General features: G+C 68.6%; 17 protein-coding genes and 1 pseudogene. 3 read left to right on the top strand and 15 right to left on the bottom strand.

The window, feature by feature from the left end; genetic code table 11:
- Positions 1-2 precede the first annotated feature (2 nt).
- Positions 3-977 carry a GDP-mannose 4,6-dehydratase gene (gene gmd, locus L1066_RS15650; protein WP_235737218.1) on the top strand — a complete coding sequence of 325 codons (975 nt, stop codon included), beginning with the start codon at positions 3-5 and terminating at the stop codon, positions 975-977.
- On the opposite strand, the gene L1066_RS15655 is transcribed toward gmd, so the two are convergent.
- The 6 genes and pseudogenes from L1066_RS15655 to L1066_RS15680 all read right to left on the bottom strand — a co-directional run bounded on the left by L1066_RS15655 (position 928) and on the right by L1066_RS15680 (position 5171).
- A complete protein-coding gene (locus tag L1066_RS15655) occupies positions 928-1566 on the bottom strand; it encodes a class I SAM-dependent methyltransferase (RefSeq protein WP_235737251.1) in 639 nt (212 codons plus the stop codon). The genes gmd and L1066_RS15655 overlap by 50 nt on opposite strands.
- Positions 1454-1999, bottom strand: coding sequence for a hypothetical protein (locus L1066_RS15660; protein WP_235737219.1), 546 nt, complete (start codon positions 1997-1999; stop codon positions 1454-1456). The genes L1066_RS15655 and L1066_RS15660 overlap by 113 nt, the downstream gene beginning before the upstream one ends.
- Complete coding sequence (locus tag L1066_RS15665; RefSeq protein ID WP_235737220.1) at positions 1996-2826, bottom strand: SGNH/GDSL hydrolase family protein; 831 nt, start codon at positions 2824-2826, stop codon at positions 1996-1998. Before L1066_RS15665 ends, L1066_RS15660 begins: the two co-directional genes overlap by 4 nt.
- The gene (gene fabG / locus L1066_RS15670; RefSeq protein WP_235737221.1) at positions 2823-3554 is read right to left on the bottom strand and encodes a 3-oxoacyl-ACP reductase FabG; all 732 of its coding nucleotides are present in this window, start codon (positions 3552-3554) and stop codon (positions 2823-2825) included. The genes L1066_RS15665 and fabG overlap by 4 nt, the downstream gene beginning before the upstream one ends.
- A 94-nt stretch (positions 3555-3648) precedes the next feature.
- A pseudogene (locus L1066_RS15675) lies at positions 3649-4881 on the bottom strand (ANL family adenylate-forming protein); the annotation flags it as partial.
- Positions 4882-4931: 50 nt separating this feature from the next.
- Entirely contained in the window at positions 4932-5171 is a 240-nt protein-coding gene (locus tag L1066_RS15680; RefSeq protein ID WP_235737222.1) for a phosphopantetheine-binding protein, read from the bottom strand.
- Positions 5172-5317: 146 nt separating this feature from the next.
- On the opposite strand from L1066_RS15680, the gene L1066_RS26875 reads away from it, so the two are divergent.
- Positions 5318-5995 carry an LbetaH domain-containing protein gene (locus L1066_RS26875; RefSeq protein WP_283095457.1) on the top strand — a complete coding sequence of 226 codons (678 nt, stop codon included), beginning with the start codon at positions 5318-5320 and terminating at the stop codon, positions 5993-5995.
- Positions 5996-6034: 39 nt separating this feature from the next.
- Here L1066_RS26875 and L1066_RS15690 read toward each other — a convergent pair whose 3' ends face one another.
- On the bottom strand, positions 6035-6640 hold the full coding sequence (locus L1066_RS15690) for a serine O-acetyltransferase (RefSeq protein WP_235737223.1): 606 nt from the start codon (positions 6638-6640) through the stop codon (positions 6035-6037).
- A 28-nt stretch (positions 6641-6668) separates the two neighbouring features.
- Positions 6669-7322 (bottom strand): class I SAM-dependent methyltransferase, encoded by a 654-nt coding sequence (locus L1066_RS15695; protein WP_235737224.1) that lies wholly within the window; start codon positions 7320-7322, stop codon positions 6669-6671.
- 79 nt (positions 7323-7401) lie between these two features.
- Here L1066_RS15695 and L1066_RS15700 point away from each other — a divergent pair, with 79 nt between their 5' ends.
- Positions 7402-8109: an FkbM family methyltransferase gene (locus L1066_RS15700; RefSeq protein WP_235737225.1), complete on the top strand. Its 708-nt coding sequence runs from the start codon at positions 7402-7404 to the stop codon at positions 8107-8109.
- A gap of 22 nt (positions 8110-8131) precedes the next feature.
- Here the strand turns inward: L1066_RS15700 and L1066_RS15705 are convergent, their stop codons facing one another.
- Genes L1066_RS15705 through L1066_RS15730 form a run of 7 tightly spaced genes read right to left on the bottom strand, consistent with a single transcriptional unit; the run spans position 8132 to position 13436 of the window.
- On the bottom strand, positions 8132-8833 hold the full coding sequence (locus tag L1066_RS15705; protein WP_235737226.1) for a glycosyltransferase family protein: 702 nt from the start codon (positions 8831-8833) through the stop codon (positions 8132-8134).
- Positions 8737-9240 (bottom strand): hypothetical protein, encoded by a 504-nt coding sequence (locus tag L1066_RS15710; protein WP_235737227.1) that lies wholly within the window; start codon positions 9238-9240, stop codon positions 8737-8739. The genes L1066_RS15705 and L1066_RS15710 overlap by 97 nt, the downstream gene beginning before the upstream one ends.
- A 4-nt stretch (positions 9241-9244) precedes the next feature.
- A complete protein-coding gene (locus tag L1066_RS27880) occupies positions 9245-10366 on the bottom strand; it encodes a glycosyltransferase family 4 protein (protein WP_235737228.1) in 1122 nt (373 codons plus the stop codon).
- Entirely contained in the window at positions 10363-10494 is a 132-nt protein-coding gene (locus L1066_RS26880; RefSeq protein ID WP_283095458.1) for a hypothetical protein, read from the bottom strand. Before L1066_RS26880 ends, L1066_RS27880 begins: the two co-directional genes overlap by 4 nt.
- Positions 10494-11693: a lipopolysaccharide biosynthesis protein gene (locus L1066_RS15720; protein ID WP_235737229.1), complete on the bottom strand. Its 1200-nt coding sequence runs from the start codon at positions 11691-11693 to the stop codon at positions 10494-10496. Before L1066_RS15720 ends, L1066_RS26880 begins: the two co-directional genes overlap by 1 nt.
- Positions 11690-12631: a hypothetical protein gene (locus L1066_RS15725; RefSeq protein WP_235737230.1), complete on the bottom strand. Its 942-nt coding sequence runs from the start codon at positions 12629-12631 to the stop codon at positions 11690-11692. Before L1066_RS15725 ends, L1066_RS15720 begins: the two co-directional genes overlap by 4 nt.
- Entirely contained in the window at positions 12624-13436 is an 813-nt protein-coding gene (locus tag L1066_RS15730; RefSeq protein ID WP_235737231.1) for an FkbM family methyltransferase, read from the bottom strand. Before L1066_RS15730 ends, L1066_RS15725 begins: the two co-directional genes overlap by 8 nt.
- Positions 13437-13505 lie beyond the last annotated feature (69 nt).

A 13505-nucleotide genomic window follows, 5' to 3' on the forward strand; every position in this document is an offset into this window, starting at 1 on the left:
TCATGAAGCGCGCGTTCATCACCGGCATCACGGGCCAGGATGGTTCCTACCTCGCCGAGCTCCTCCTGGAGAAGGGCTACGAGGTGCACGGCCTGGTCCGGCGCGCCTCGTTGCTCAACCGCACCCGTATCGACCACCTCCACGACAACCCACGGCTGACGCTGCACTACGGCGATCTCACCGACGGTGTGTCGTTGGTCAACCTGGTGCGGGAGATCGAGCCGGAGGAGGTCTACAACCTCGGCGCGATGAGCCACGTGAAGGTCTCGTTCGACATGCCCGACTACACCACCTCGACCAACGCGATCGGGACCTTGCACCTGCTCTCCGCGATTCGCGCGGCCGGGCTGCAGTGCCGCTTCTACCAGGCCTCGACGTCCGAGATGTTCGGCAAGACGCCACCGCCGCAGAACGAGGACTCCAAGTTCCACCCCCGCTCGCCCTACGGCGCCTCCAAGCTCCAGGCGCACTGGACCACGGTGAACTATCGCGAGGCCTACGGGCTGTTCGCCGTTTCCGGAATCCTCTTCAACCACGAGTCACCGCGACGCGGTGAGAACTTCGTGACGCGCAAGATCACCAAGGCAGTCGCCGCCATCGAGCGTGGGATCTGGGACCACGTCGAGCTCGGCAACCTCGACGCCGTACGCGATTGGGGCTACGCGCCGGAGTACGTCGAGGGCATGTGGCGGATGCTCCAGGCCGACGAACCCGACGACTACGTGCTGGCGACCGGAGTCGGCCACACCGTGCGTGAGTTCTGCGAGGCGGCGTTCGCCCATGCGGGACTCAACTGGCACGACCACGTGCGCTACAACGAGTCGTTCGAGCGTCCCTCTGAGGTCGACGCGCTGATCGGTGACGCGTCGAAGGCCCGCGAGGCGCTCGGCTGGAAGGCCCAGACCACCGCCCTCGACCTCGCCAAGGTCATGGTCGATGCAGACCGCGAGGACCTCGACCGGCTCCTGCGGGACTGACCCATTTGCGCGCCCTCGGCTGCTTCTCGCGCACCCTCGACGGGTCAGGGAGGCGGCGAAGCCAGAGGGACGACGGCGGATTGGGGTCGTGGGCGACGGCGACGTAGTCGGGGAAGCGTGAGGTCAAGAAGGTCTCGTCGTGGTGGCGGAGCATCGGTGTGGACAGTTCGATGCGGAACCGATCGTTGAAGGCAAGGAAGGTCTGCACGACCATCGCCTCGTTCCAGTAGACCGGCCAGCGTTCGCCGAAGAGCCAGGTGTCGGCCGGGTAGGGACCGTTCCACGGGAAGTGCACGTCGTGGATATGCACGATCACCCCTGGCTTCACCCGGGGCAGCACCTCGAGGAAGAGGAACGCCACGTCGGAGTCGATCTTGAGTGCGTGTGAGGAGTCGATGAAGAGCACGTCGCCGGCCTCGAGCTCCTCGAAGCGCGCCAGCGGCACGTCCTGCACGAAACCCTCGACGAGTTCGAAGTCAGGCAGCGTCCGCAGCGCCGCGAACGGGTAGGGCTCGATGCAGGTGATCGTCAGCGGTGAACCCTCGGCCGCGTTCTTCCCTGCCGCCAGCGACGCGTAGTAGGTCGACAGCCCCGACCCCACCTCGAGATAGCGCCGCGGCTTTCTCCTCGCGCAGCGTGTAGTAGAGCGTGCGTGCGTCGAAGGCCGGGTAGCCGGGGCCGAACCCCTTGCGCGTGTTGGCCAGGTAGTTCCCCGTCGTACGGCTGAACTCCTCCTCCCAGCTGTCAGCGAGGCTGGCGAGTCGCTCCTTGAGGGCCGGTACGTCGACGCTCAGCCCCGCGAGTTCGCTCGGCTTGTCCCATCTCGCCCGGGTCGCCTCGATCTCCTCGAGCACCGGCAGCGTGGAGTAGTAGTCGTCGCGCTTGACGATGTTGTAGCCGAACACGCCTGCGACACGGCGGGCCAACCTGATCCGGCTACGGCGGAAGTTGAAGACGAGACGGTCGAGGAACTCGACGAGCGCGCCGGGGAGGAATCTGGCAGCGATCTGCTTGGCGCTCATCGGGACCCTTCGTCGACGTGGCTGAGGTGGTCACAGCGCCGCAGGTGGGGCTGCGTTTCGGCCCAGGCCTTGATCTCGGCGGCCAGTGCCTCACCAACCGCCCGGTGCATGGCCGGCGAGTAGTGGAACCCGTCGGGGGTTGCGACCTCGGGGTCGCCGCCGGCCACGGCATCGATGAACGGCCTGACCTCGAGATAGCGCACGTTGGACCTGCCCACCTGCGCGACCATGGCGCGGATCGACTGGTTCATCACCCGCATCCGCGCCTCCATGCCGGGGAACCAGCCCTGGTAACGCTCGGTCGGCGGGAGCAGTTCGAGGCAGAAGACCAGAGGGGAGCCGACCTGCTGCACGTGGTCGATGTAAGCACGCAGGTCGGCCGCGACGTGCTTGGGTCGATTGCGCCGGATCGTCGGGTCGAGGAGTCTGTCGGCCCTCGCCTGTAGCTTCGCGAGCACCATCCACAGTGGCCTGAGCACCTTCTGGCGATAGAGGTGGGACCACCAGCGGGGCCTGGCCTTGAGGCTGTTGGCGTGGCGCTCCAACCAACGCGGTAGGAAGAGGTGAATCGTTTCGTAGTGGCCGTAGAGAAGCACGATCACGTCAGGTGAGAAGTTGAGGACCTCGCGCTGCCAGGTGCTGAGGATCGTCGACGTCTTCTCGGACGTCATCGAGATCGTCTGCACGTGGCAGGGACGATCGTCGGCGAGCAACTGCTCCTCGATGACACGCGGGAAGATGAAGTCGGTCCGCGGGCCACTCATCCAGGACGTCCAGTTGACTGTCGACGCGCCCTTGACGAGCACCCGGAGCGGGAGCTGGCTCATCCGGTGAGTCCTCCGTCCACGACCATCACCGTCCCGGTGACGTAGTTGTTCCTCGGATCCGTGAGGAACTGGCATGCCCGCGCGATGTCGTCGGGCTCGCCCAACCTGCCCGCCGGCGTACGTCGCACGATCTGCTGCAACTGCTCCTCGTCGAGGCCGTGACTCATCTCGGTGCGCAGGTATCCGGAAGCAATGGCGTTGACGGTGATGCCGCGAGAACCCAGTTCGCGGGCCAGCGCACGGGTCATGCCGTCGAGCGCGGCCTTGGAGGCGGAGTAGGCAGCGAGACCACGGTAGCCGGATCGCCCGACGACCGACGAGATGTTGACGATCGTGCCGCTGCGTCGGGCCAGCATCCGCCGGCTGACTGCACGCGTGACGTAGAGCGTGCCCTTGACGTTGAGGTCGATCACGGTGTCGATGTCGTCGTCGGAGAACATGCCGAGGATGCCGTCACGCGCGACGCCGGCGTTGTTGATCAGCACGTCGACGCGGCCCCACTGCTCGACGACGCTCTTGATGAACCGGTCTGCATCCTCACGCTTCGCCAGGTCGGCGGGCTCGAAGATCACCCTCCCCGCCAACGCAGGATCGGCCAACCACGCTTCGACCTCGGGAGTGATGCTGCGTGCGCAGGTGGCCACGAGATCGCCCGACTCGAGGTAGGACTCGACGATCCCTGCCCCCAGACCGCGGCTGCCTCCGGTGACGACGACGACCCGACTCATGTGCTCCTCCTGATGATCTTTCCCCGGCGACGTCGACCTCGTCGACGACCTTCACGCTCCGCGGGCGGGCTGCAGCCGGCAGGTCCGCGCAGGCGGCCCGCACCGCAGCCTTCACCGCGTCGGGGTCGGCACCGGATGCGGTGACGACCTCGACCGCGACGATCGCGCCAGTCATCGCATTGGGGCGACCGAAGACGCGAGCAACCTGCACCCCGGGCACCGCGGCGACGGCCTCTTCGATCGGCAACGGATGCACCTTCACCCCACCCACGTTGATGATCTCGCTGACGCGTCCCTTGAAGAGGATCCGGTCGCCCTGCAACTCGACGAGGTCCCCGGTGGCTCGCCACTCGTCGGCGGCGACGGGCTCTTCGCCGTGATAGCCGAGCATGCCGACCCGCGAGCGCACCCACAACTCACCATCGACGATCTTCATTGCGATGTCGGCCTCGTCGCCGCGCGCGAGTACGTCGGCAGGCAGCCCGGGCAGCCCGTCCTTCGTCGAGCTCGTCGCACCGAACTCGCTCGCCGCATAGATGTGGGAGAGGTTGGCCGTCGGGAACCGTCGACGGATCTGTTCGAGCACCGGACCGGGCGCTGCCTCGCCTCCGAGCGTGATCTGCCGCAGCGCGGGTACCGGGCCGCCGACGCTGCGCAACTCGGCGAGCAGGAACCGCCAGTACGTCGGGGTTGCGCTGGCATGGGTGACATCGTGCTCGCGCATCGCCACCAAGCCTTCACGGGGGCGGCGCTGGGTGGGCGCGACGAGGGTCGCGCCTGCCGCAAAGACGTGGAGCAACACCTGGAGACCGGCGAACTGGTGCAGCCCGTAGGCCAGCAGCCAGCGCTCGTCCTCGGCAGGTTGGACCCGCTCGGTGGCGCGGAGCAGTCGCGACCAGTCGTGCCGGACGCCGCGGGGCTGGCCCGTGGTCCCGGTGGTGAGCACGAGGTGCGGCCTCGCCGTACCCGCAGCGATCTCACCCGACCCCCGCTGGTCGAGCTTGTCGAGACCCTCTGCACCCGCAGCGATCTCGAGTGAGCCTGCCGAGACTTCGGCCCAGGACTCCCCGCCGCGTCGGACCACGACGTGCTGGCCGAATCGGCTCAGGAGTTCGGCAGCCGTCTCCGGCCCATCCGGCGGGAAGACGCACGCCTCGGCGCCGACCAGGGCAGCCGCAGCGAGCGCCGGGACGACGACATCGGCGTCTGCGGAGTCGATCGCGAAACGCAACTGAAGGTTCGCGTGATCTCGCTGAAGGTTCGCGGCGAGGTCCTCGGCGCGACGGACCAGCTCGGCATAGGTCCACGCGCCTTTGTCGGTGACCACCGCGATCCGGGCAGGGTCGGCAGCACCGCGGCGGAGGAGTTCGATCAAAGTCAGACCCCGACGTAGAACGTCTGGATCTCGGCCAGTGTCTGCGGCAGGTCGCCGGTGCTGAACGGGTCGGAGCCGAGCTCGTCCTCGAGCAGGGCCGAGAGTTCGGCGGTCTCCAGTGAGTCGAGGCCCACGCCCTCTGCATAGAGCGGCGTGGTGGGGTCGAACCCCTCCGGGAGCTTCTCCAGGCGCGTCAGGAAGTCGATGACGGTGCGCTCGACGTCCGCGGGTGTGGTGCTCATCGGGGGCGACTCCTCAATCTCGTGGTCGTGGTGCCCATCGTGGCAGCAACGACCCTGTCTCGCCCTAGCAACGAGGGAGTCCTGTCGAAGTGACGGCAGACAGAGCATGCGAAGTCGGGCTAGTGTCCGCTCCTGTGAAGGTCGAGATGGAATGGCCCCAGCCCCAAGGTTTCCGCGCCAAACTGCGTGAGAAGTTGCGCCGGAAGGTCCGCTACTGGATCGAGGGGCAGCAATACACCTACTTCGACACGCCGGAGGGGATCCCCGGGTTGGACGCGGCCTACCCGTCCTACCCGACGATGCGGGTGCTCGAGACCTATCCGGGCGAGAACCCGCAGGTGAAGGTGGGCCGCTACGCCGGTGTCCACTACTCGACGGTCATCATCCCTGGCGGCCAGCACCACATGGACTGGGTCAGCACCATCAACACCGAGATCAACGAGCGCGGCGAGTGGGTCGACGTGCCCAACTCCCTCTACAGCAGCGGGCCCGTGGTGCTCGAGCCCAACTCGTTCGTCGCGTTCCAGGCGATGATCAACTCCGGCGTCACGATCGGCGCCGGCGCGGTCGTCGCCGCGCGCGCCGTCGTGGTCAAGGACGTGCCCCCGTTCGCGATCGTCGGCGGCAACCCGGCCAAGGTGATCCGCTACCGCTTCGAGGAGCCGGTACGTGAGGCGCTGCTGCGGATCTGCTGGTGGGACTGGCCGGTCGAGAAGGTCAGCGCGCACACGTTGCAGATCCACTCACCTGAGGTCGATGCCTTCGTGGCCCGACACGACCCTGCGCTCGACGCCGAGTCACGCGTGCACTGTCCCGACTGCTGACCAGCCAGGTCACACGAGTTGGGCGGCCGAAGTCGCGGATCAGGCGCGGTCGACCTCCTCGTAGGACCCCGGCAGCACCGGCTTGCGCTCGGCGATCTTCCGCGCCGGAACACCGAAGACGACAGCGCACTCGGCGACGTCGGAGAGCACCACGGAGTTCGCACCGACCTGGGCGTAGGAACCGATGGTGACCGGCCCGGCGAGGACGGCGTTGGCGAGGATGATCGCCCCGTCGCAGATGGTCGGAAACCCCTGGCCCTCCTCATCGGGATCGACATCGGGCTGCTTGACACCGGCCGTGATGCCGCCACCGAACGTCACGTTGGCGCCCACGCGTAGCCCGTTGCCGATGACGACACCGTTGGGATGCGGCATCAGGAGCCCGGGACCGACGTCCATGCCGGGCACGAAGTCAGCACTCACCAAGAACATGCCCAGCGAGCGCAGCAGGAATGCCAGCCGCACCCGCCCCGCGGCGTACGCCTTCTGCTGCGCACGCAGCACGATCGACGCGACCATGCCCGGGTTCGACGCGCAGCGCATCAGCACCCGCGGCCAGCTCGGGGTCTGGCCCGGGCGGTAGCGCTCGAGGTCGGAGAAGACCAGCTGGGTGAAGGTGTGACCCTCGGAGGTGGTCAGCGCCATCAGTCGTGCTCCTTCGGGAGAGGTGGGATCAGCGAGTTGCTTCGACGGCCATCTGCGCGCCGCCCTCGTCGGCGCGCTGGTCGAGCCCGTGGAGGGCAGCGTGCGTGCTCTCTCCGAGGTCACAGCGGACCACGTCACGGAAACCCACGCGCTCCAACTCGAGCTTGAGCGTCTCGAAGTCGTAGACATAGCCCTCGTGGTGGCCGAACGACGCGATCGGGATCCGCACCCAGTCGAGCGGGTGGTCCACCGTCAGGCCCATCTCCTGGTAGACCTTCGCCTCCGGGTCGCCCGCGGGCACCTTGCCGGCGAGGTAGTTCTCCACGTGGGCTCGCAGATCGGGCGTCACCATGCGTACGACGCCGCCGTGCTGAAGACAACGGAAGGTCTCGGCAAACATCGCACGCCCCGCCTCCAACGGCAGGTGTTCGACGACGTTGTCGGAGTAGACGTGCGAGACCGACGCGTCCTCGAGCGGCCAGCGCCGCGTGGCGTCAAGGTAGTTGCGCGTCAGCGCGCCGACGTTGGTCACCACCCATCCCGGCCGCTTCGTCAGGCCACCGATCTCAAGCTTCATCGGGCGCGGTGCGTCAGCGAACGCCTTGGTGGCGCGACGTTTCGCAATCGGAGTGTTGACGGTGAGGACAGTGGTGCGGAGCACGGCACGCAGACGCGGGTTCACGAGCGGAACCGTACCCGGCCGTAGCCTTGACCGACAGGGGCCGTTGACCTCACGAGTGGCCCGATCCGAAGGAGGCACGTTGGCCCGCGACAAGCTGCTGACGGCTGCCTACAGACTGCTGGCGAGCCGCGGATTCGAGGTGCGCCGCCACCCCGCTGCCCGCCGTCAGCGCATCCTCGCGGACCGCGGTGTCGACCTTGTCCTCGACGTCGGTGCCGCCCGCGGCGGATTCGGTCAGCAGCTCCGCGACTTCGGCTACCACGGACGGATCGTCTCGTTCGAGCCCCTCGCCTCCGCGTACGCGGACCTCTCCGGACACATCTCCTCCGACCCGGCCTGGACGGCACACCACACCGCCCTCGGCGCCGAACCGGGCACGGCGACCATCAACGTCGCCTCCAACTCCGACTCCAGCTCACTGCTCCCCATGCTCGACGCGCACCGCTCGGCAGCACCGGAGGTCGGGTACGTCGACACGCAGGACGTGCGCGTCTCCCGCCTCGACGACCTGGCCGAGCAGGCGCTCGCAACCAGCGCAGCGACGTACCTGAAGGTGGACACGCAAGGCTTCGAGCGGGAGGTGTTGGCCGGTGCTCCCGCAACGCTGGCGCAGGTGGTCGGACTGCAACTGGAGCTGTCGTTCGTACCGCTCTACGACGGCGGGATGACCGTCGACGAGGCCGTGTCGTGGGCCTACCGGCAGGGTTTCCACCTGGTCGGAATCGAACAGGGCTATGCCGCGCCGACCGGCGAGATACTCCAGGTCGACGGCGTCTTCTGGCGCTGACCAGCGGCGCCAGATCCGAAGATCAGCGCAGCGCGAGCAGGCGCTCGGCGAAGGACTCCGGGGTGGCCGGCGGCACCGTGTTGCGGCGCGGCCGGTCTGCCGGCCAGGAGAGCACCTCGCGGATCGCGGCGCCGAGCCCGCGCACCGTCAGCTCGCAGGCCAGCCCACCGTCGGTGGCGGCGACCTCGCGCGCCCGCACCGTGGAGCCGGCGGTCACGACGGGGACCTCGGCGGCCAACGCCTTGCCCATGATCCCCGACGGCCCGTTGTTGGTGAGGGCGATCGGGCAACAGTCGACGGCCGCGACGAGCTGGTCCATCTCGAGGTCGGTCAAGAACCCGTCGTGGGTGATCACCCGCTTGCGCCGCTCGGGAGGCAAGGCATTGATCCATGCCCACACCTCGTCCCAGATGCCGCCGCCCAGCACGAGATCGACGTCGTCGAGGCTCGCGGCGTCCAGGGCATCGAGCACCATCGGCGCGTTCTTGCGCTCCTCGATGACGCCGAAGATCCCGACCAACCTGCGGTCCTGGGGCAGGCCGAACCTCTCACGGATGGCGACCCGGTCGCGCGAATGCGCCAAGCACACCTCCGGGTCCCGCGCTCGCTTGACGACCCAGCCCTCCGTCATGTCGTCGCGGCCGGCGAAGCCCACGACGTAGTCGAGCGTGCCGAGTGCCCGGGCGAGCAGGGCCAGGCCCCCTTGGAGATACGCAGCTTCCATCCGGTGGTGTCACGCCAGGTCAGCTTCGCCGGGTAGCGGGTGAGCATGAAGATCATGAACGGCCGTGGTGCGAGGCGGCGGAACTCCTGGCGCGCGACCCACCACCAGCGCTTCAGCGCCTGGTCGGCGTCCATGATGATGGCCCGCTCCACCTCACACTGCCGGGCCACCGCGGCGATGGCCCGGGCCATCTCCCGCGTCGGTGGCCGAATGGCGTCAAAGGGTTGCTCGACTCGCAGCTCGACGTCGAGGTCGCCGAGCAGGGTCGTGAAGGCGTCATCACGCGCGCCGACGCGGGAGGTCAGCAGCACCACCTCACCCCCGCGTGCAGCCACACGCGCCACGTTGGCGACCGCCTGGAATCGGTGCCCGCCCGGGTCGGGCTCGACGATCACGGTTGCAGCCACTGACTCATCCCTTCCACGGACGCACCCGGCGCCCGATCCGCCCGCCACCCGCGGCGTGACGTCGTTCGATCTCCTCGGACAGGTTGACGGCCCAGCCCTTCGGGCTGATCCGCTGCGACAGCGCCACCGACACCCGCGACATGTCCGCGAGCCGCTCCGGGGGCAGCGCGCTCATCCGCGCCATCGTCTCGGCCCACGCGACCTCGTCGGAGGCCGGCACGACCCAGCCGTTCTGGCCGTCCTGCACCATCCCCGCCGCGGCACCTGCGAACTCCGAACACAGCACCGGCAACGCCGAAGCCGCCGCCTCGTGCACGACCACCCCGTAGGGCTCGATGTGGGAGGGCAGGACGTAGCAGGAGACCTCGCGCATCAGCTCCGCCACCTCCGACGGCTGCCGGAAGCCGAGCAGCTCCACCCCGGGCACCGCGGCCAACACCGGTTCCAGCGGCCCCATCCCGACGACCTTCAACCCCCACGGCTCGGCCACCAACGACCGGTAGCGCGCGTAGGCCGCTGCCAGCAGGTCAGCACCCTTGTGGTCGACCAGCCTGCCGACGTACAGAAAGGTACGTCGTCGCGACAGCTCCGCGCCGTCGCGAGGTGGGGAGGCGAACAAGGTGGTGTCGGCCGACAACGAGCCACGGATGACGTCGGCAGGGGCGAACCCCAGGCGCTGCGCGTAGAACTCGGTGCGCTCGCTCGGCACCATCACCGCGTCGACCAACGGGTCGAGGTAGAGCCGGTGGCCCAGCCGCCCGGCCCACTGCTTGGGCGCCGCACGCCAGAGGTTGTCCATCACGAGGATCCGCACCACCGGTCGGCGCAGTCGTTTCATCACGGCGCGGTAGGCGTCGGAGAAGTTCCACGACGTCATCACCACCGCGTCGGGGACGAAGCCGTCGACGATCCCCCACAGCCGCTCAGGCGTCAGCGACTCCCAACCGACGTAGGTGGCGAACTCCTCCGTGCCGAGGCCCGAGAAGGCGGTGTCGCGCATCGCCCCGACGGCCAGATCGGGGCGCCCCGGCTGCACCACGAGCAGGTCGTGCCCGAGCGCGGCGAGCTCGCGGTACTGCGCGTGCAGGTAGCCGGTCATCCCGTTGCCGAGGAAGGCGATCCTCACTGACGCTCCTTGGTCTCGACAGGCTCGACCACCGGTGATCCCTCGAGCACCGCCGACGAGCCGACTGCCGACGTACGCAGGACGAACCACCCCAGCACTGCCACCGACGCCGCGCCCACGACCGTCATCACCACTCCCACGCCCACCAGCGAGTCGACGACAGCACACCACACGATTCCGACAACCATGACGGGGGTGAGAGCGAGCTCGACCAGGAGGGTACGCCGCCTCTGCTGCGGCCCTGCAGCACCGCGGTCAGCACCCGCCGGAAACCGAGCAGGCCGCAGCCGACCACGAGCCAACGTGCAACTGGAACGGCGTCGAGGAACTCCCGGCCGAAGGTCAGTCGGATCACCGGTTCCGTCAGCAGCACCAGACCGAGCGCCACCACACCCATCAACAGGGCCGACATGACGAGCCAACCGCGTACGAAGGCCCGTTCCTGGTCGGGCGCGGTCTGCAGCTTGGTGATCTGCGGGAGCGCAATCATCGCCAGACAGATGGCGAGGATGTTGGTGAGGCCGCCGAGTGCAAAGGCGGCTGAGTAGAGACCGAGTGCGGCGCTGCCGAGCGTCGAGCCGACGAGGATCCGGTCGAGGCCGAGACCGTCGATCGGGCCGACGGAACCGATGTGGGTCCTGCGGGCGACCGCATTGAGCTCGACTCGGTCGAGGGGCTGGTCCCCGCGGCCCGGTGCGAGGGCTCGGATCCGGGCGAGGAGGACGAGACCGGTGCACAGGATCGTCACGCCGAGCAGTTCCACCGCGTTCCACCGCACCCCGAGCGCGAGAGCGGTGCCGACGACCACCACCAGCACCAGCTGCGGCAGGAGGCTCGTCAGCGCCACGGTCAGTGGCGGCGTCTCCTCCCCGAGCATGGCCGCGACCAGGATCCGCGATGCCATCGCCTGCAGCGCCATCAACACCACCGCGACCGCCAGCAGCGCCACGTCCGAGTCGAGGTCGGCGCGCTCGAGGAAGACGAGATAGAGCGCAGCGACGGCGCCGGCCAAGCTCCCCCAGAGCAGCCAACGGCCGACGAACCCGCGCAGCCCGTCGCGGGTGTTGCGGCCGGTCGCAGCCAACTTGTGCGTGATCGCGTTGGGCAGGCTCCCGCCGAGCGTCAGTTGGGAGGCGGCGCCGGCGAGGATCGCCACCATCACCACCTGCCCGCGGCCCTCGACACCCAGCATCCTCGCCGCGATCACGCCGTTGACCATGATCAGGAACTGCGTCGCCACGCCAGCCAGCGCGATCATCCACCAGGCGGCCGGCTTGTTCGCGGTGGCCGGCGCTGCTGTCGCCGGACCGGGGTCGGGAGAGTTCATCCGCCCCTCCGCAGCAGCTGGTAGGCAGCGTCATAGACCGACGCGACCGCGCGGCGCACCGGCCGGCCCGTCACCGGCTGCGCCATCGCCTTCTCATAGCGCGCGATCGCACGCGCCCAACCCTCGTCCCACACGCGCTGAGGATCGTCGAGCAGCCGCTCGGCGACGTACCACCAGAGTTGCCGGTCGAGGCGGGTGCGGTGGTCGAGCCGGGCGAGGGTCGCAGCGTCGAGTTCGCGCTCGAGATCGGTACGGCGCCGCTTGGGCACGCTGGTGCGCTCGTTCTCGCGGACCACTGGGAGCTCCACGCCGAGCCACTGCGCGAGACGGGTCATGGCGGTGGGGTCCTCGACCAGACCGATGTGGTCGAAGCGGTCGATCGTGGCGCGAGCGGCGGCGAGCAGCTCGGCATCGTGCTCGGGGTCGATGAAGGCGTCCTGGCGGAGGAGCGGGTGCGGCCAGGTGAGAAAACGGGTGATCGTGTTGTCGACGTTGGGTGCGACATTGGCGTGGTCGAGGTAGTCGAGCAGCGGGAGGCGGGCGATGCGGAAGGCGGTGCCCTCGCGGCGGTAGTGCCGCAGGTCGAAGTCGCTCAGCGAGCGGCTGTGGATCCACTGGGAGAGGAGGCGGAGCCGTGGATCCCGGAGCAGGGTGAGGAAGCGACCCTCGGGATAGCGTGCCAGCGTGGTGCCCGGGGCGAGGTGGCCGAGCACGAGATCCGCGTCGGCCGGCAGCGTGTCAGGGGTGAGGTGAAACATGGCCTGCACCTGCTCACCGGTGCCGTCGACGTTGTCATAGCCGCCGACCAGGCTCAGGTCGAGGGCGTCGACGACCTGCTGCGGACCGAGGGCCTCGGTGAGTGCTGCACGCAGGGAGGTTCCGGCCGTCTTCGGGATGTGGCTGAAGACGAGCGGTCGGCCGGGTCCGAACTCAGGCATCGCGCGAGAGCCAGATGACCCCCAGGCCAGCACGGGTGCCACGGTCGTGCTCGCCCGGCTCGAGGCCGACGCCTGCGAAGAAGTCGAGGAGCTCGTCCAGCGAGTGACCCTCGACCGGGTGGTACTCCATGACGACCCGCCGCACGGTGGCCCACGAGGCCGGGTCGGACCTGAGGATGATGTCGTACTCGGCACCCTCGACGTCGGCCTTCACCACCTCGACCCGGCCATCCATCTCCTTCACCGCAGCGTCGAAGGTGGTGGCGGGGACGGTGACCTCGCGGCCCAGGCCCTCGGGGGCGGTGAGACCGTTGTGACCGCTGGCGGTGCCGCTGTCGACGAACGTGAAGGAACCTTCTTCACCCGACATCGCCTTGGCGTGCACGGTGATGCGGTCGGCCAGGTCGTTGGCGCCGACGTTGCGCCGCACGTAGGAGGCGCTGGTCGGGCTGGCCTCATAGACATGGACACGCGCCCGCGGGCGGTGGAGCGCGACGGCCAACGAGAAACACCCGATCTGGCCGCCGAGGTCCATCACGTGCACGTCGTCGGGCAGGCCCGCCAGCATCGAGTCGAGGTGGTAGGCGTCGTCAGCGAAGATCTCGTAGAGGGGAAAGCGGGCTCCGTCGACGTTGGGACTGACGATCGTGTAGCCGTTGCGCAGCCGGAAGCTCATCTCGTCGTCGCGCATCGGGGTCAGCGAGGCCACGAGGTCGTAGAAGACGTGCGGGTAGTTCTTGAACAGCCGCGGGGTCTGCGCGAGGCGCTTCGAGAAGTGGCTGAAGTTGCGGGTGTCCAGGATCAAGGGTTCCTCCGAAGTGCCGGGCCAGCTCGTCCCCGAGCCGTCAACCCATCCAACCGCGCTGCGGGGAAT

Origin of the sequence: Nocardioides alcanivorans, assembly GCF_021555175.1 — a bacterium.
Lineage (GTDB): Bacteria > Actinomycetota > Actinomycetes > Propionibacteriales > Nocardioidaceae > Nocardioides > Nocardioides alcanivorans.